Raw genomic sequence first — 17,078 nt, 5'->3', positions numbered from 1 at the left:
GATGACTGATTATTGCTTAGCCACTCCGTTGGCTTCAATTTGATCCAGTAATTGCAATATAGCCTGTTGAATCATCTCCGGATGTGTCCAGGGAATGAAGTGATTTACATCTTCTTGCAGCACTACTGTTACAGGTGCATTGGTTAGCATGCGTTTAGCGAAAACCGCATTGCCCGGGGGTACTAACTTGTCCTTGGCACCTTGTAAAACAATAACCGGACACTTGATATTCTTCCATAAGGGCAGCATGAGCTCCAGTTCCTTTTTTGCTTCTAAAATTTCATCGTTAGAGGCTTTAAATGATAAAGGCATCAGCCAGTTGAAAAAAGGTGTTGCCAAAGGAACTCTGAACCAACGTTCATTGGGCTCGAGCTCCGGATCAATAGAACCTGCCACCATGATTAAACCATCCACAAGGTCGGGATAATCCATGGCCATGCGTGCAATGACGGGACCGCCAAGTGAATGCCCCACTAGAATAATTGGCCGGTGCTGTTTTCTTAATGCAAGCAGTGGCTGAAGTAATGCAGCCTGCTTTTTTAAAGACGGCTCTGCCATTCCAAAATTAGAGTAGCCAAAACCCGGCCTGTCAATAGTTACTAAATGTGCTTTTGCCAAGAGCAAACTATCGGAAAGAAAATCGATAAAAGCACTGAGTGAACCGGGTGAGCCATGAACAAATACAACGGTGGGTTTATCTTCTTTTCCGGTAGCTACAAAATGCTGTGTGCGTTTATCTATTTTAAGTGCATCCTGTTTTACAGCAATATTTTTTTCTTTAAAATGTCTGGCTATTTCTTTTTCCGACATACGGAAAGTCATGCAGGCATGCGACACAAGCATAAGCCCTGCTATGCAAGCTATTGTGATGAGGTAACGTTTTTTGACAAGCTTCACACTCTGTTTATTGTACTGCAATCTCAGAACAGATTATGCACCTAATTGTTCAGCAGAATTTTATTGTAGTTATCGGTCTTGGCCAATAATTCTATTGATTTGGCCAACTCTTCATCATACTTAAAGCCTGCCTCCACATAACCCTTCTCCAGGAAATAACGTGAAAGTATGTCTGCCTCCAGTGCTTGTTTAATCTGATCTTTATGCACCACGAGATCATTTTTTCTTTTATCGCTTACCGTTGATTCAATTTTCTCTATCATCGATTTAATTTCTTCATAATTCTTCTCCCGCTTTGCCTGCTCTTTTATTCTTAATAAATCTTCATCAAGGTTTGTTGTATAGTTATACGGCTTGTCTTTCATCCATTGAACAAAGGCATTATAATCGGCATCACTTAATTGAAATGATTTCACATCCACCGGAGCGGTTCGTTTGGCGGTGAATGCTGTAGCGTAATCAAACAAGTAACCTGATTCAAACAATACCTGCACGATAGGATGATAGGTTTGATTAACCGTAAGCAGATCGGGATCAATACCTCCACCATCGTACACAACGCGACCTCTACTGGTTTTAAAAGATTTTTTCAATGAATCCGGAACAGAACCTACGCTGCCATCTTCGCGTCTGCGCGAATAATCCAATACCTGTATGCAACGACCACTCGGAGTATAATACTTGGCGGTGGTAACTTTTAGTTGTGCTTTATAAGAAAGAGGTCTGCTGATTTGCACCAAACCTTTTCCGTACGATTTCTCTCCGATCACCACTGCACGATCGTAATCCTGCAAAGTACCCGCCACAATTTCTGAGGCCGATGCACTTCCTCTGTCTATCAAAACAACCAGTGGTATTTCTGTATCAATCGGTGCATTTAAAGTTTCGTAAGAAAAATTGTGCTCTGGCATCTTGCCCTTAGTGCTTACTACCAATTTTCCTTTAGGTATAAAAAGATTACAAATGTTTACCGCCTCCATTAGCAAACCACCCGGATTACCACGCAGGTCAAGCACTAATTTTTTGGCGCCTTTTTCTTTCAATGCAACCAAGGCATTTTTCACTTCTTTGCCTGCATCGGGTGTAAAATCTGTTAATTGTATATAACCTGTATCATCACTCAGCATTGTAAAGTGTGGCACATTGTTGACCTTGATTTTTTCGCGCTTAAAACTCAGGGTAAAGGGCTCGGCTTCTCCCGGTCTCTTCACAGTTAAACTCACTGCGGTACCGAGTTGCCCTTTCATGAGCGCTCCGGCTTCTTCACTGGTTACACGGGCCAATTCTACCTGATCTATTTTTAAAACTTCATCACCTATTTTCAAACCTCCGCGTTGAGCAGCAAAACCCTCCATAATCATGGTTACTACCGTTCTGTTTCCGATTTGCCGTGTTACTGCACCAATGCCTCCATATTGTCCTGTATTTACAGTCCTGAAGTTTTCTACCTCATCTTCAGAAATGTAATTGGTATAGGGGTCAAGCGAGGCGAGCATAGCATCCATACCGGTACGCATGAGTTTGCCTGGATCTACTTCGTCAACATACAGCGCGTTAACTTCTTTAAAAAGCGTTGCGAAAATATCGAGGTTCTTGGCAATTTCGAAGTAGCGTTCGCTCGGTGAACTAGCAGCAATCAAAAGAATTACTGCCATAAAACTGCTTGCCATCAATAATCTTCTTCTCATAAATCTTTCTATTAAATAGATGCTTGCAACCAGGCAGCAAGCCTACTTTACAACGTAAAAGTTAGTAATTCGTGTTCAAAAAAACTGAGGAATTCTATTAATGGTCGCACAAGTGTCGTTTTTCACTGTTTAATGATACACTCGCCATCAAAATGTTGATTTTTACCCTTTTCATTACCAAGTCATCATGGCAAGACCATAAACCACTGGTCTTTCATCACTGATAATGGGTGATTGGTTATTAAAATGAATGTCTCAGGGTTTAAGGAATTACAAAGGAGGCAGCCATCATTAAATGATGGCTGCCCTCTCATTGCACCAAATCAATAGATGCCAGGAAAACGTTCCGGTTCTGCTTCCTGCATCATGGCATAAATCTTATCGAAAACAGTTTCCGGGTTCGGCTTAGAGAAGTAATCTCCATCCGATGCATAAGCAGGACGATGCTCTTTAGCCGCAATGGTTAATGGTTGTGAATCCAGATAGCGGTAAGCTCCTTGCTCTTCTACCACTTTCTGCATCATATAAGCACTTGCGCCTCCGGGCACATCTTCATCTGCCAGTACAAGTCTGTTCGTTTTCTTTACCGACTCTACAATGCTGTGATGCACATCAAAAGGCAGGAGACTTTGCGCATCAATTACTTCGCATGAAATACCCACCTTTTCTAACTCTTGCGCTGCATCTAAGATAATACGACACATAGAACCGTAGGTAACAATGGTTACATCACTTCCTTCTCTCAGAATTTCAGGCACCCCCAGTGGCACCGTGTATTCTCCAAGATTTGAAGGCATCTTCTCTTTTAAGCGATAACCATTCAAGCATTCTATGACGATAGCTGGTTCATCTGATTGCAATAAGGTATTATAAAAGCCTGCTGCCTGCGTCATGTTGCGTGGCGTGAGAACATGCATGCCTCTCAAGCTGTGTAGCATCATACCAATGGGAGAACCTGAGTGCCAAACACCTTCCAGGCGATGACCTCTGGTGCGAATAATCAAAGGCGCTTTTTGTCCGCCTTTAGTCCTGTATTGCAGACAAGCCAGATCATCACTCATGATTTGCAAAGCATACAACAGATAATCCAAATACTGTATTTCCGTGATCGGCCTCATGCCGCGCAACGCAGCCCCTATACCCTGACCAATAATGGTACACTCGCGAATACCCGTGTCAGTTACACGGAGTTCTCCATACTTCTCCTGCAAGCCGGCAAAGCCCTGGTTCACATCACCAATCTTGCCCACATCTTCTCCTATAGCGAACACGAGAGGATCGCGTTCTAATGCAATATCAAAAAATGCCTGCATCACTTCACGCCCATCTACCTCGGGGGCATCTTCTGCATACATTGGTTTAATCTCTGTCACTTTTAGAGCAGCTTCTTCCGATTCGCTTAATAAGTGTGAGCTGTAGCGTCTTTCATTTTCTTCTTCAAGGCGCTTTAACCAGTTAATCAAATTCGTTTTGGCCACTGAACGCTCAGAACGCACCAAACGGAGTGCTTTCTTTACTGCCTTGATGCCATCCAGGCGAATAGGGTTCTGTGTTTTCTCTAAAGTCTCGGTAAGTGCACTTACTTCGTTGCCCGCGGCTGAAGCAGAAGCTAGTTCTTTCAATAAGGATAAAGCCTCTTTGAAATCTGCCTGCATCGAATCATTGAAGGCTTTCCATGCTTTTTCTTTAGCCTCCTTCGCTACCTTCCTGGCCTCAAGTTCAATATCATCAAGCTCATCTGGTAAAATATTAACTTCATCAATAATCCATTCACGCATTTTGCGCAAGCAGTCATGTTCTGCCTCCCAGGTTAAACGCTCCTTTGATTTATATCGCTCATGCGAGCCCGAAGTGGAATGACCTTGCGGCTGGGTTACTTCATCCACATGCACCAATACAGGCACATGCTCTTCACGACAAATTTTTTCTGCCTGCTGATAAGCTTCTACCAGTGCAGGATAGTCCCAACCTTTTACATTGATGATCTCAAAACCTTTTTCACGCTCATTACGCTGCAAGCCTGCCAAGGTTTTTGAAATACTTCCCTTGGTTGTATGGTACTCCTGAGGAACAGAGATACCGTAGGCATCATCCCACACACTCATCAGCATAGGCACTTGCAATACACCTGCTGCATTCATGGCTTCGTAAAACATACCCTCACTGGTAGAGGCATTGCCGATGGTGCCAAAAGCTATTTCATTGCCATTAACAGACAAGTTGGTGTAGCTGTGCAGGGCTTTATTATTTCTAAAGAGTTTAGAGGCATAGGCCATACCCAGCAAGCGTGGCATTTGACCAGCGGTGGGGGAAATGTCGGCACTGCTATTTTTACTTTCTGTTAAATTCTTGAGTTTACCCTGATCGTCCAGCATGCGGGTGGCAAAATGGCCATTCATGAGGCGTCCGCCAGAAGCCGGGTCAGCTTCTACATCGGTATGGGCGTATAATTGTGCAAAATACTGTTGCAGGCTAAGTTGGCCTATGGCGAACATAAAAGTCTGGTCGCGGTAGTAACCCGACCTGAAATCGCCATTTTTAAAGACCTTGGCCATGGCCAACTGGGCAACTTCCTTACCATCACCAAAAATGCCAAATTTGGCTTTTCCCATGAATACTTCCTTTCGGCCAATTAAACTAGCCTCCCTGCTTTCACAAGCTAACCGGTAATCAGCTAAAATTTCCTTGATTTTAGCCGGGGAAAACCTCACGCGTTCTTTCGTTGCACTCACAGTATATCAGTTTTACGGTTCAGGGTGTAAAAATACGGAAATAGACTTTCCCCTAAAACTTGCTTTTCTATCGATTGCAAACCTTTGCAAAAACTACCTGCCAAGCGTTCGGATTGCTATATTTGCGGCTCTAAATCAATGTTATGATCATAGGCGTTCCAAAAGAAATCAAGAATAACGAAAATCGTGTTGCCCTAACTCCTGCCGGTGCGCAAGAGCTAATTAAGCGCGGACACACTGTATATGTAGAAACCAATGCAGGTGAGGGCAGCGGTTTTAGCAATGAAGAATACATAAAGGCTGGTGCTCAGATGATTAAAACGGCTGCTGAGGTATTTAGCCTGGCTGAAATGATCATGAAGGTGAAGGAGCCGATTGAGCAGGAATATAAACTGATTAAAAAAGATCAACTTGTTTTCACTTACTTCCACTTTGCTTCTTATGAGCCCCTAACCAAGGCCATGATTGGTAGCGGAGCCGTTTGTTTAGCTTATGAGACTGTAGAACGTGTGGACGGTAGCTTACCACTGCTTATTCCTATGTCTGAAGTAGCAGGTCGTATGGCGATACAAGAAGGTGCGAAGTATCTTGAAAAACCATTAAAGGGTCGTGGTATTTTATTGGGTGGTGTACCCGGTGTAAAACCTGCCAAAGTATTGATTTTAGGGGGTGGTGTTGTAGGTACCAATGCAGCCAAGATTGCAGCTGGTATGGGTGCTGATGTTACCATTATGGACTTAAACCTGAACCGTCTGCGTTATTTGGATGATGTAATGCCAAAGAATGTACACACGATGGTATCTAACGAATATGCTATTCGCGAAATGGTGAAAGACCATGATTTGATTATCGGTGGTGTATTAGTACCTGGTGCAAAAGCGCCTAAGTTGATTACCAAAGATATGTTAAAGACAATGCGTCCTGGTACTGTGTTGGTGGATGTGGCTGTTGATCAAGGCGGATGTATTGAAACTTGTCGCCCGACAACTCACGAAGACCCTACTTACATTATTGATGATGTTGTTCACTATTGTGTGGCAAACATGCCGGGCGCAGTGCCTTACACTTCTACCCTGGCTTTGACGAACGCAACCTTGCCTTATGCCATTAAGTTGGCTAACCAGGGCTGGAAGAAAGCCTGTCAGGAAAGTCTTGAGTTACGCAATGGTTTGAACGTAATGTTTGGCGATGTTGTGTACAAGGGCGTGTCGGAGGCATTCAACCTGCCTTACACTGATGTGAAGAAATATTTGTAGTTTTTTATTTGAGTGATAATGAAAGGGGTTGCTAAGTAATTGGCAACCCCTTTTTATTTTGAATTGCTTCGTCAATTATTATCAACTGTGTAGGGGGCGATACGATTTTTACTATTCGTCAAGTATCGTCTCCCGCTAGGGGACGATACGATTTTTATATTTTTAAAATAAGTATTTACAAAAATAGCAACAATCAAGTTTTCGCTCTTAGCCTGCAGAACCTCACTTACCTCTAGAATGAATTGTGTTTTTTTTGCATAGGGAGTAGTATCCAAATAAATCATCGTCCCTGCGGAGACGATTATTAGACGGAATAAGTGTAGGGGCGATACGATTTTTACTATTCGTCAAGTATCGTCTCCCGCTAGGGGACGATACAATTTTTATATTTTTTAAAATAAGTATTTACAAAAATAGCAACAATCAAGTTTTCGTTCTTAGCCTGCAGAACCTAACATACCTCTCGAATGAACTGCGTTTTTTACGTAGGGATGAGAATATAAATAAATCATCGTCCCTGCGGAGACGATGATTGGACGGAAATATTTTTTAATAACGATGGAATTGCACAAAATTATTTGAGTAGAAAGCAACAATCAAGTTTTCGCTCTCAGGCCGCGAGGCCTCGCATACTCATTCAGGGCTGTATGCTATCCGCACATACCCTGCCAGGCCGAGGATAGCATAATGCCCTGCCTGAGCATGCTGTGATGAAGCATAAGAAATTCAATTTCGACAATGATTTTGTAGGTGGATTTCCATTTTCAAATCAATCAGTTTACTCAATGAATTAACGAATTAACTCATTAGCACATCAACAAATCAGCACATCAACTTCTTCTATTCAAAAGCCGGAAGTGCATCCAATCGTTTAATTGTTTTTTCTTCCCAGTTGGTTTCAAAGTAATAGTGCTGCATGCCATTGGTAACCACTACATATTTTGCCTGCATGGTTATGTTATAGTTGCCCACCTGATCTAAGGTGGTTTGATTAATTGAGATCAATGGATTCTTACACTCTACCAACATCCACGCTTTGCCCTCCCGGTTAAAAATCACTATGTCGCTTCTCTTGCGTAACTCATTTACAGACAAACCGCCCTCAATCTTAAAAAGTGACTTAGGGTAGTTTTCAGATATCAAAAAGTTAATAAAATGCTGTCTTACCCATTCTTCAGGCGTTAGTACCAGGAACTTTTTCCGTATCACGTCAAAAATCCATATTTTACCAACGCTTTCCTGAAGCCTTGCCTGAAACGGAGGGAGATTAAGTTTGGGAAGCATTTGTAAATGAAGAAATAAAACTATGAAAACAAAAGCAGATATTGTTAATAACTGGCTGCCCCGTTATACCGGCCTGGCCCTGGACCAATTTGGTGAATACATTCTACTGACCAACTTCGACAATTATGTAAAGATGTTTGCTGAATGGAATAATGTACCTGTTATAGGTCAGGACAAAGCCATGCGCTGTGCTACTGCACAAGGAATCACCATTATTAACTTTGGTATGGGTAGTCCGAATGCGGCTACCATTATGGATTGTTTGTCGGCCATTAAACCAAAAGCCTGCGTGTTTCTTGGAAAGTGTGGCGGACTGAAAGCCAAAAATGAAATCGGTGATTTGATTCTGCCCATCGCTGCCATTCGTGGTGAAGGTACTTCGAATGACTACTTCCCGCCTGAGGTTCCTGCTTTGCCATCATTTGCTTTGCAGAAAGCTATTTCTACAACCATCCGTGACTACAACCAGGATTACTGGACCGGCACGTGCTATACCACCAACCGCAGGGTTTGGGAATGGGATGAGGACTTTAAAAATTACTTAAGAAAGATTCGTGCACAGGCCATTGATATGGAAACGGCCACCATTTTCTCAACTGCTTTTTATAATAAAATTCCGACAGGTGCACTCTTGCTGGTATCCGATTCACCGATGACACCCGATGGCGTAAAGACTGAGGCCAGTGACAAAGTAGTAACTACCAGTTATGTTGATCTACATCTAAAAGTAGGTATCGATTCATTAAAACAATTGATCAACAATGGTATGACAGTAAAGCACCTGCGTTACTAAATAGCCAGTTGCTTACGCTAATCGAAAAATCAATGTCGTTTATTTAAGCCTCTTTATTGGCCCTGCCTTTGCCGAAGCGGCTACTTGCGGGCAGGCTCACCTCCAGTCTTCTCCAAAAGGGGGGAATGAGCATGTTAGCTTAACTAAACGACATTGAATTGAAAATCTGAAAAGATTATTTTTATGGTTAAGTGATTACATCACTGTATTTGGATAATTAGTTATAAAGTTTTCGCTCTCATGCCGCGAGGCCTCGCATACTCATTAAAGGATGATTTCACAATTTTCAAATTCTCAAATTTTGAAATCAATCAACGAATTAGCACCTCAACAAATCAGCACATCAATTAAATCCATTTATTCTTCACAACATCTTTTGCCTTTACGGTCATCAGCACGAGCATTCCTAAAACAAAAAATACAGCCAAACCCAAGGCACTGTTACGCATATCACCCGTAATCTGGTTGATAAAACCAAAAGAGAAGGTGCCTACTACAATAGATAAGTTATAGGTAACATCGTAAAAACTGAAGTAAGAAGTGTTGTCAATCGTATTTTGCGGAATCAATTTGGAGTAAGTAGCCCGCGACAAAGCTTGTATACCACCCATCACCATACCCACCACAACTGCCAGGGCATAAAACTCATACTCTGTGGTAATTAAATATGCCACAATACAAATGCCAATCCAGATGGTGATCATTACTGAAAGTGAAAAACGATTTCCCTGCCAGACAGACAAACGTGCAAAAAGTGCAGCACCTACCGAACCAACCAACTGTATCAACAAAACAGTAACTATCAATTTTGTGCTTTCCAGGTGCAATACATCTGTGCCGAATAAAGCTGCCAAATACATCACTGTTTGCACGCCTGAATTATAAAAGAAGAAAGCAAGTAAATAACGTTTCAGATCTGGTAAGTTTTTAAGACTGTGCCATACTTTAACAACCTCCTCGTAACCTTTATGCCAGGTGTTTCCCAAAGTGGAATCCTTTACTCTTACGGTTTCAGGTAAAAAGCGAAAAGGAATAAAAGAAAAACCAATCCACCATAAACCAACTAAAAGAAAAGAAACACGTGTTGCCTCGCCTTCGGTGGGAAATCCAAAAGTCTGAAACTTAATAATTAAAACAAGGCAGATCACCATCAAAATGACGCTACCTATATAACCCATGGAGTAACCTCGTGCACTGGTAATATCATACCTGTCTTCAGTAACAATCTCTGGAAGGAAAGCATCGTAAAAAACCAGGCTGGCCGAATAACCGATGCTGGCCAATATTGAAAAGATAATGGCTAGATCTAAACGGCTCACATCATCAAAAAAGTAAAGCCCCATACACGACAAGCCCCCCAACCACACGAAAAACTTCATATACCTTTTTTTCCTGCCTGTATAGTCAGCCATGCCTGATAACAAGGGTAGCATCAAAGCCACCAGCAGAAAAGAGAATGATAAGGCGTAGGAATAGAGTACAGAATTCTGAATAGAGAAGCCCAAAAACTGAACAATATCCGAACCTCCATTTACTGCTACAACCTTGTAATAGACAGGGAAAATAGCGGACGTTATTACTAAAGAATACACAGAGTTGGCCCAGTCATACATATACCAGGAGCGAACTACTTTAGCATTATTGAGTTGTTGCATAGTTAAAGCCAAAAGGGCTTACGAAGATAGAATAAATAATGAGTTGATGTGCTGATTCGGAAATGAGTTAATTCGGTGATTAATATGATCAGAAGAAGTCATAAAAATAGCTGGCCATTTCAAAACCTTTTGCGTGTCTTAAAAATATAAAAGCCCCTACGTCAGACGCAGGGGCTTTAACCTTTTGAAAAAACAATATTAAATCTCTTTCTTATTTACAGAAGAGTAGCTGATGATACGTGCATTGGCACGTCTCAGCTCGGTTTCCACATCAGATATAATGCCTCGCTTAGCATCACTATCTACTTTGAAGGAAATCGTTAGTTGATCACGTTCAAATTCATTCAACTTAGCTTTTTCAACATTAACCCACTGGATAATATCCTTAGGTTCGATGAAAACATCGTTTACCTGAATTTTAGGCTCTTTACCATACTGCTCAGTTTTGCTAGGCTCACCGATGTATAAGTAAGTAACCAATGATTTACGCATCAGTTTACGCAATTGCGTTGCCTGAGGCATTTTTTGCTTCACCATAATGCTTGAGTCACGCATCTGTGTTGTTACCATGAAAAAGAATAACAACATGAATACAACGTCAGGCATGGAAGAAGTTGGGATCTCCTGCTTTACGTTTGCTTTCTTTTTAAACTTCGACATATTACCCTCCTACTTTAGTTGGTTCTGCAATAGAAATATTCATAGGAATACCTTCCCTTGACTTATTATATTCTGCCTTCTTTTCAGGATCAGAAGCGATGTCTCTCCACTTATCCACAGTGACACCAATTTTTGAAGCGTAAATTTCGTAATAGGCGCGTTGTGCTGCATCCAAAACTTCTACAAACTTCTTATGACTGGTACCTCGGTCGGTCTTGAAAGAAACAATTGCTTTATCAGGACTGTCTGAAGATTCAGGATTAACGCCATTGTTCTGTACAAAATCCTTGATCATATCCGACAACTCACGCATACTGCCAGTGTAAGGTTCCCCTTCAACCAACAAAGCATCAAATGAGTTGATTTGAATTTTGAAAAGGTTACGCTCCTGAATTTTTATATCCAGATCCGGAGGCAAGGCCTCCGGTGGTGGTGGTAATAAGAGTGTTAACCCTTTATCATTGGCTACCGTTGTTGTCACCAAAAAGAAGGTAAGCAACAAGAAGGCTATATCAGCCATTGATGCATTCGGGATATCGGGTACGGGTCTAGGCATTATTTTAAAGCTTTAGAAATTTCAGAATAAATAATTCCAATTATTGATCCAAACAAAGTGAAGTAGAACATGGTAAGGCCTGCTCCAATTAACTTAGAAGAGCTCTCATCCACACCCATTGTCATTTGTTTAGCGGTAACACCAGAACCAGACAACGCATAAGAGATTACAAATACTACAGCAATTGCTCCAACACCTATAAGTGACTTTTTAAAGGTACCTGGTGTTTTTATTGCATGAAGTAAAGGAAATACTACGGCCGTCACAATACTGGCAAACAGGAGTATGTAGAATATCCACATACCTGCATTTATTAAACCATCATTTGCTAGCATCGTATTTTATTTATTTGTTATTAACCAACTTGTATTTCACCAAGATATCTACCAAAGAGATAGAAGCATCTTCCATGTTATTGCTGATAGAGTCGATCTTAGAAACTAAATAGTTATAAAGAATCTGAAGCACCATACCTACCACAAGACCACCAACGGTTGTGATCAAGGCCACTTTCATACCACCCGCAACGATGTTAGGGGAGATATCACCGGCAGCTTCGATATCAGAGAAGGCCTGCACCATCCCGATTACAGTACCGAAGAAACCAAGCATGGGACCAAGGGCAATGAAAAGGGAGATCCAGATCAAACCTTTTTCTAAACGGCCCATTTCAACACCACCGTAAGAAACGATTGATTTTTCAACCATGTCTATACCTTCGTGGTAACGCATTAAACCTTGTGTGAAAATAGAAGCAACAGGGCCTCTTGTGTTCTTGGTCACTTCAAGCGCGGCATTAACACCACCCTTGCTCAAGGCCTCTTCAATAGTACCTAGTAATTTTTTGGTATTTGTTGTAGCCAGGTTAAGTGTGATGATTCTCTCGATCGACACAGCTAGACCCAAAATCATACAGATAAGGATTGGCCACATGTACTCAACACCACCCTGGATGAATTGATCTTTCAATACCTCGTGGAAAGATGCTTCTTCTTCGGCAGCGGCTTCTTCAGCAGGAGCGGCTTCTGGTTCGGCAGCGACAGCAGTTGTCTGAGCAGAGTCAGCAGCAGCTGTTTGAGTTGAATCCTGTGCGAATAGGGAAGTGGAGAAGAGAACCCCCACCATAGCGAAAATCGCAAGTTGTTTTTTCATAGTTAAAGGTTTAAGTATGCTTATAGCGTTTTTGAAAGTGCCAAAATTAAAGGTTTTGTTGATTCATAAACACTTTTCAACATATTTTTCTGTGAATGGCCACATTAACCATAAACTATACCCCTAATTCGTTACGAAACAGAAAGTCACACGGTCTGGGGGACTATTTCTTTTATAAGTCCAGATCTTTCAAAGCAGGGCTTGTTTTCGGGATATTTTATCGATTGTTTTGCAAACTTTTTTTGGAGAGGTGTCCGAGTGGTTGAAGGAGCACGCCTGGAAAGTGTGTATACCTGAAAGGGTATCGCGGGTTCGAATCCCGCCCTCTCCGCATTTATTTAGAAATTTTAAGCTAACACTTGTTGGCTTAAAGTGTCAACTCGCCTGATAAGGACTTGACAATTAACTCCTTTACTTCTGCTTTCTGGTAATTACCCAAGAGCAACATCAGCTTAGTCAAGGCTGCTTCCACGGTCATATCTGCACCCCCCAACACCCCTATTTCCGCTAATGCTTTTGAAGTTTCGTACTTTCCCTGTGTAACCCTGCCGCCTGAACACTGAGATACATTCACTATTACGAGTCCTCTTTGTATGCCCTGGCTAAGTTCATCAATCAACCATGATAGGGTTGGTGCATTGCCACTGCCATAGGTTTCAATAATTAAACCTTGTAGCCCGGGTGTATTTAAAACTGCTCTGACTGTGTTCAGGTTAAGTCCGGGGTATAGTTTTAGCACAGCTACCTGTGTGTCAAAGTTTCTTATCAAGGTAAGCGATTGACCATCAGCTTTATGAATAACACGCCTGTCGTAGTCTATCTTCACCCCAGCCTTGGCCAGTGGCGGATAATTGCCGGAGTCGAAAGCATCAAACTGCATGCTCTCTACCTTTTTTGAACGATTGCCCCTTAACAACTCAAAGTCGAAGAAAATACAGACCTCAGGCACGGCAGGTTTTCCATCAATGGTTGCTGCTGCAATTTCCAGGGAGGTGATCAAATTCTCCCGGGCATCAGACCGGGGCTCACTAATAGGCAGTTGGGCGCCTGTAAAAATTACGGGCTTGCTCAGTCCCTGAAGCATAAAACTTAAGGCAGAAGCTGAAAAGGCCATGGTATCGGTTCCATGTAAAATCACGAAACCTTCATATTGCGTATAGTTTTGCTCAATAATATCAGCCATTACCTGCCAATGATCCGGTTGAATGTTGGAGGAATCAATGGGCTTATCAAAAGAAATAACTGTGAGCTCAAGTGCCAGGTTACGCAAGGTGGGTAGATGCTCCAAAATATTAGAGAAGTCGAAGGGAGCCAATACACCTTGATTGTTACGCATCATACCAAAGGTTCCTCCAGTATATATAATGAGTACTTTCGCCCTTGCCTTACCCGATAGCGCTGTATTGATATAAGTCTTGTTCAACTTCATACAGCAAAGATAGCTTTTGCCGTTAAAGTGGTTTGTGTGATTACCTCCCCAACGCTGATGTTTTTAACCAAGGCAATTTTTTCGGCTATGTAATGGAGGTAGGATGGTTCATTTCTTTTCCCCCGATAAGGTACAGGCGCCAGGTAAGGACTATCAGTTTCTAAAACCAGGTATTTAAGATCAACTGTTCTGAGTAAGTCGTCAAGCTCACCCTTTTTAAAAGTGGCCACGCCCCCAATACCCAGGTGAAAGCCTAACTTAATGGCTTGTTCTGCCTGCGCAAGTGTTCCACTGTAACAATGAAATACACCTTTCAACTTACCATCCTGAAGTTTTTCAACTATGGCCAAGGCCTCAGCGGTACTTTCTCTTGAATGAATGGAGACTGGCAAGGCATACTGTTTGGCCAGATTTAATTGTACCTGAAAGGCTTCCTGCTGTTCTGCCCATAAAGATTTATCCCAATACAAATCGGTACCGATCTCTCCTACTGCACAGAATTTCCTTTTAGCTAACCAGGCTTCTACTTCGTACAAATCCTTTTCGAATCCTTTTTTAACATAACAAGGATGAAGGCCCATCATGCCCACACACAAGTCGGGTGCTGAAAATTCGAGCTCAAGTAAACTGTCTATCGATGTACTATCGATATTGGGCATTAGAATTTTTTGTACACCTCTTTCACGGGCCCGATCCAATAAGGCTGAACGGTCTTCTTTAAATTCATCGAGGTAGATATGGGCGTGGGTGTCAATCATTTTAGATGGTGAATACTTGTGAAGGCAAATTTAGAATTTAGAATTTAGAATTTAGAATTTAGAATTTAGAATTTAGAATTTAGAATTTAGAATTTAGAATTTAGAATTTAGAATTTAGAATTTAGAATTTAGAAGTTAGAAGTTAGAAGTTAGAAGTTAGAAGTTAGAAGTTAGAAGTTAGAAAAATTAAAATATAAACGAATGAGCACATCTAATCAGATTGCTTCGTCACCCACAACACATACCACGCTTCTTTCCTCGCAATGACGTGGGTTTTAATTTAGGATTTCAACCCAATTACCAAATCCGCACATCAACGAATTTACACATCAGCACATTAACTCATCAGCACATCAATTGAATTGCCTTCAATAAGTATTGTCTTCCTGATTCACTTTGCTGAAAACCTGTGTATGATTTCGCTTGATCAATGGCCTCATGCAAATTAAATGTATCTTGATTTTCGCTATAAACAATATTTGCTCGCTTCAGTTTTTCTGCCAAATATTCCTGCTCCGTTTGACCAGGTGTCGGGATAAATATCGCTTTACTTTCTAATTCATATAAGTCCATGACAGTTGTGTAGCCGGAGCGTGAGACAATTATTTCACTGCTTTCTATCATGTGCTGAAGTTCAACTGCCTTTAAATGGTTGATCATTTCAACATTGGCAGGATGTGTTTGTATTTTTGTCTGAACACCTGGAAGCCCTCTTATAAACATTACTTTACCTTCATAATTTTTCAACTGACTCAGTAATTTTTCTTCTAATAGGGTACGCTGCGGTTCAGGACCGGAAAGTAAAATCAAAAGCTGGTAAAGTTTTTCGGGCCGCGAAGCACTTTTGGTAAACCTGGAGATTGATCCAATAAAAAATACAGGTAAGTAAGTTGATGTCAGCACATTCGTGAGTCGCTGATCAGGGAAGTCAGGCACCCAACACATATTAAAACGTTTAATAAGTGCATGATGAAAATAACTAATGGATCTCTGCAACCAGATCAATCCTTTCGGCATTTGAATAGTGAGCTGATGGGTAATGAAAATACTTTTTACTTTTATTGAATAACAACCATAGCGATTATCTGAAATAACGATATCAATTTTATGATCGTCAATTAACTTATTTACAAGCGCGTGCTCTTTCCTGATGACATAAAAGAAATAAGGACTTTGCCAGAAAACCTTTAACATTAAAGGCAACCATCTGGCATAGGTGGCTTTATAAGAGGGAAGTTCAAAAAAAGTAAGCCCCGAAAATTCTTGCTTTAACAAATTAAGTGCTAAACCACTGCTGGCTACCATCACCTCATTACCTTGCTTTAATAATTCCTGAATGATGGGGATGCATCGTGTGGCATGACCAAGTCCCCAATCCAATGGCGTTATGAGAATGCGTTTACCCACGGAATGCTGCAAATGTATACCCTTGAGCTAAACAGGCTTCGATATATTTTGGTAATACCTCCCGTAGATTTTTTTCAGCTTTCACGCTATCGTGAAATACAATAATAGAGCCATTGCGTGTCGCTTGTAGAGAATGCTTAAGACATCGTTCGGGAGACAGGGTCACATCATAATCGCGGGTGAGTACATCCCACATCACAATTTTTTTATTGGCGAGTGCCTTTATTTGCGCACGCTTAATCCGGCCGTAGGGTGGTCTGAAATACGTAGCAGCAGGCAAAGAACTATGTGAGTTAATTACCTGATCGCATTTTTTAATATTATCAAGATAGGCGGGTGTACTTGTTTGCCAGCCCTTCAAGTGATTAAAAGTGTGGTTAGCAACAGCATGGCCTTCGTTGATGATTCTTTTAAATAACTCAGGGTGTTTGTGGATATTATCACCAATGCAAAAGAAGGTAGCAGTTAACTTGTGTTTTTTCAATTCATTCAACACAAATTCAGTAGGGCCAGGCACAGGGCCATCATCGAATGTTAAATAGACTTCTTTTTTGTTGGAGGGCATGCGCCAAAGTAAGCCAGGGTATAGAAGAGGAAGAAAGAAGGGCGTACGGTGCAACATGCTTTTTACTTTTCTGGGAATTACGTGATTTCAATGACGCTCTACTAATTTTCAAACCCACCAATCTTCAAGTTGTCAAAATTAATTAACGAATCATCACATAAACGAATCAATTAATCAAAACAGATTGCTTTGTCATGCCACTACACAGTCCCACGCTGATTCCTCGCAATGACGGGCTTCGAATTT

At 41.4% G+C, this 17,078-nt stretch carries 15 protein-coding genes and 1 tRNA gene; 3 read left to right on the top strand and 13 right to left on the bottom strand.

Annotated features, from left to right (window positions below; translation table 11 throughout):
• Nucleotides 1-9: 9 nt before the first annotated feature.
• From ACO1XM_RS00220 to ACO1XM_RS00210, 3 genes are all read right to left on the bottom strand, one after another.
• Entirely contained in the window at nucleotides 10-897 is an 888-nt protein-coding gene (locus ACO1XM_RS00220; protein ID WP_486224907.1) for an alpha/beta fold hydrolase, read from the bottom strand.
• A gap of 41 nt (nucleotides 898-938) precedes the next feature.
• Nucleotides 939-2,585, bottom strand: coding sequence for a S41 family peptidase (locus ACO1XM_RS00215; RefSeq protein WP_486224905.1), 1,647 nt, complete (start codon nucleotides 2,583-2,585; stop codon nucleotides 939-941).
• A gap of 323 nt (nucleotides 2,586-2,908) precedes the next feature.
• The gene (locus ACO1XM_RS00210; protein ID WP_486224903.1) at nucleotides 2,909-5,317 is read right to left on the bottom strand and encodes an alpha-ketoacid dehydrogenase subunit alpha/beta; all 2,409 of its coding nucleotides are present in this window, start codon (nucleotides 5,315-5,317) and stop codon (nucleotides 2,909-2,911) included.
• A gap of 143 nt (nucleotides 5,318-5,460) precedes the next feature.
• Between ACO1XM_RS00210 and ald the strand changes: the two genes are divergently transcribed.
• Nucleotides 5,461-6,573: an alanine dehydrogenase gene (gene ald / locus ACO1XM_RS00205; protein ID WP_486224901.1), complete on the top strand. Its 1,113-nt coding sequence runs from the start codon at nucleotides 5,461-5,463 to the stop codon at nucleotides 6,571-6,573.
• An 840-nt stretch (nucleotides 6,574-7,413) separates the two neighbouring features.
• Here ald and ACO1XM_RS00200 read toward each other — a convergent pair.
• Entirely contained in the window at nucleotides 7,414-7,857 is a 444-nt protein-coding gene (locus tag ACO1XM_RS00200) for a type I restriction enzyme HsdR N-terminal domain-containing protein (protein WP_486224899.1), read from the bottom strand.
• A gap of 22 nt (nucleotides 7,858-7,879) precedes the next feature.
• Between ACO1XM_RS00200 and ACO1XM_RS00195 the strand changes: the two genes are divergently transcribed.
• A complete protein-coding gene (locus ACO1XM_RS00195) occupies nucleotides 7,880-8,650 on the top strand; it encodes an AMP nucleosidase (RefSeq protein WP_486224897.1) in 771 nt (256 codons plus the stop codon).
• A gap of 347 nt (nucleotides 8,651-8,997) precedes the next feature.
• Here ACO1XM_RS00195 and ACO1XM_RS00190 read toward each other — a convergent pair whose 3' ends face one another.
• From ACO1XM_RS00190 to ACO1XM_RS00170, 5 genes are all read right to left on the bottom strand, one after another.
• The gene (locus ACO1XM_RS00190) at nucleotides 8,998-10,305 is read right to left on the bottom strand and encodes an MFS transporter (RefSeq protein ID WP_486224895.1); all 1,308 of its coding nucleotides are present in this window, start codon (nucleotides 10,303-10,305) and stop codon (nucleotides 8,998-9,000) included.
• Between the two features lie 198 nt (nucleotides 10,306-10,503).
• Nucleotides 10,504-10,965: an ExbD/TolR family protein gene (locus tag ACO1XM_RS00185; protein ID WP_486224893.1), complete on the bottom strand. Its 462-nt coding sequence runs from the start codon at nucleotides 10,963-10,965 to the stop codon at nucleotides 10,504-10,506.
• A gap of 1 nt (nucleotide 10,966) precedes the next feature.
• The gene (locus tag ACO1XM_RS00180; RefSeq protein ID WP_486224891.1) at nucleotides 10,967-11,521 is read right to left on the bottom strand and encodes an ExbD/TolR family protein; all 555 of its coding nucleotides are present in this window, start codon (nucleotides 11,519-11,521) and stop codon (nucleotides 10,967-10,969) included.
• Complete coding sequence (locus ACO1XM_RS00175) at nucleotides 11,521-11,856, bottom strand: hypothetical protein (RefSeq protein WP_486224889.1); 336 nt, start codon at nucleotides 11,854-11,856, stop codon at nucleotides 11,521-11,523. The genes ACO1XM_RS00180 and ACO1XM_RS00175 overlap by 1 nt, the downstream gene beginning before the upstream one ends.
• Before the next feature lie 10 nt (nucleotides 11,857-11,866).
• The gene (locus ACO1XM_RS00170) at nucleotides 11,867-12,673 is read right to left on the bottom strand and encodes a MotA/TolQ/ExbB proton channel family protein (RefSeq protein ID WP_486224887.1); all 807 of its coding nucleotides are present in this window, start codon (nucleotides 12,671-12,673) and stop codon (nucleotides 11,867-11,869) included.
• Nucleotides 12,674-12,917: 244 nt separating this feature from the next.
• Between ACO1XM_RS00170 and ACO1XM_RS00165 the strand changes: the two genes are divergently transcribed.
• Nucleotides 12,918-13,004 (top strand) — tRNA-Ser (locus ACO1XM_RS00165).
• Between the two features lie 36 nt (nucleotides 13,005-13,040).
• Here ACO1XM_RS00165 and ACO1XM_RS00160 read toward each other — a convergent pair.
• From ACO1XM_RS00160 to ACO1XM_RS00145, 4 genes are all read right to left on the bottom strand, one after another.
• The gene (locus tag ACO1XM_RS00160; RefSeq protein WP_486224885.1) at nucleotides 13,041-14,102 is read right to left on the bottom strand and encodes an asparaginase; all 1,062 of its coding nucleotides are present in this window, start codon (nucleotides 14,100-14,102) and stop codon (nucleotides 13,041-13,043) included.
• The gene (locus ACO1XM_RS00155; RefSeq protein ID WP_486224883.1) at nucleotides 14,099-14,860 is read right to left on the bottom strand and encodes a TatD family hydrolase; all 762 of its coding nucleotides are present in this window, start codon (nucleotides 14,858-14,860) and stop codon (nucleotides 14,099-14,101) included. The genes ACO1XM_RS00160 and ACO1XM_RS00155 overlap by 4 nt, the downstream gene beginning before the upstream one ends.
• Before the next feature lie 345 nt (nucleotides 14,861-15,205).
• Nucleotides 15,206-16,267, bottom strand: a complete 1,062-nt coding sequence (locus ACO1XM_RS00150; protein WP_486224881.1) for a glycosyltransferase — start codon at nucleotides 16,265-16,267, stop codon at nucleotides 15,206-15,208.
• Nucleotides 16,260-16,889, bottom strand: coding sequence for a polysaccharide deacetylase family protein (locus ACO1XM_RS00145; RefSeq protein WP_486224879.1), 630 nt, complete (start codon nucleotides 16,887-16,889; stop codon nucleotides 16,260-16,262). Before ACO1XM_RS00145 ends, ACO1XM_RS00150 begins: the two co-directional genes overlap by 8 nt.
• Between the last annotated feature and the right edge of the window lie 189 nt (nucleotides 16,890-17,078).

This window comes from Chryseotalea sp. (assembly GCF_057350905.1).
Note: the sequence above shows the minus strand (reverse complement) of the source record. Positions and strands in the feature narration are given on the sequence as shown.

What these genes read in the sequence shown, in the direction of transcription:
- ACO1XM_RS00215 (WP_486224905.1), bottom strand. Translation starts at nt 2,585, where the DNA reads ATGAGAAGAAGATTATTGATGGCAAGCAGTTTTATGGCAGTAATTCTT.
- ald (WP_486224901.1), top strand. Translation starts at nt 5,461, where the DNA reads ATGATCATAGGCGTTCCAAAAGAAATCAAGAATAACGAAAATCGTGTT.
- ACO1XM_RS00200 (WP_486224899.1), bottom strand. Translation starts at nt 7,857, where the DNA reads ATGCTTCCCAAACTTAATCTCCCTCCGTTTCAGGCAAGGCTTCAGGAA.
- ACO1XM_RS00195 (WP_486224897.1), top strand. Translation starts at nt 7,880, where the DNA reads ATGAAAACAAAAGCAGATATTGTTAATAACTGGCTGCCCCGTTATACC.
- ACO1XM_RS00190 (WP_486224895.1), bottom strand. Translation starts at nt 10,305, where the DNA reads ATGCAACAACTCAATAATGCTAAAGTAGTTCGCTCCTGGTATATGTAT.
- ACO1XM_RS00185 (WP_486224893.1), bottom strand. Translation starts at nt 10,965, where the DNA reads ATGTCGAAGTTTAAAAAGAAAGCAAACGTAAAGCAGGAGATCCCAACT.
- ACO1XM_RS00180 (WP_486224891.1), bottom strand. Translation starts at nt 11,521, where the DNA reads ATGCCTAGACCCGTACCCGATATCCCGAATGCATCAATGGCTGATATA.
- ACO1XM_RS00175 (WP_486224889.1), bottom strand. Translation starts at nt 11,856, where the DNA reads ATGCTAGCAAATGATGGTTTAATAAATGCAGGTATGTGGATATTCTAC.
- ACO1XM_RS00170 (WP_486224887.1), bottom strand. Translation starts at nt 12,673, where the DNA reads ATGAAAAAACAACTTGCGATTTTCGCTATGGTGGGGGTTCTCTTCTCC.
- ACO1XM_RS00160 (WP_486224885.1), bottom strand. Translation starts at nt 14,102, where the DNA reads ATGAAGTTGAACAAGACTTATATCAATACAGCGCTATCGGGTAAGGCA.
- ACO1XM_RS00155 (WP_486224883.1), bottom strand. Translation starts at nt 14,860, where the DNA reads ATGATTGACACCCACGCCCATATCTACCTCGATGAATTTAAAGAAGAC.
- ACO1XM_RS00145 (WP_486224879.1), bottom strand. Translation starts at nt 16,889, where the DNA reads ATGTTGCACCGTACGCCCTTCTTTCTTCCTCTTCTATACCCTGGCTTA.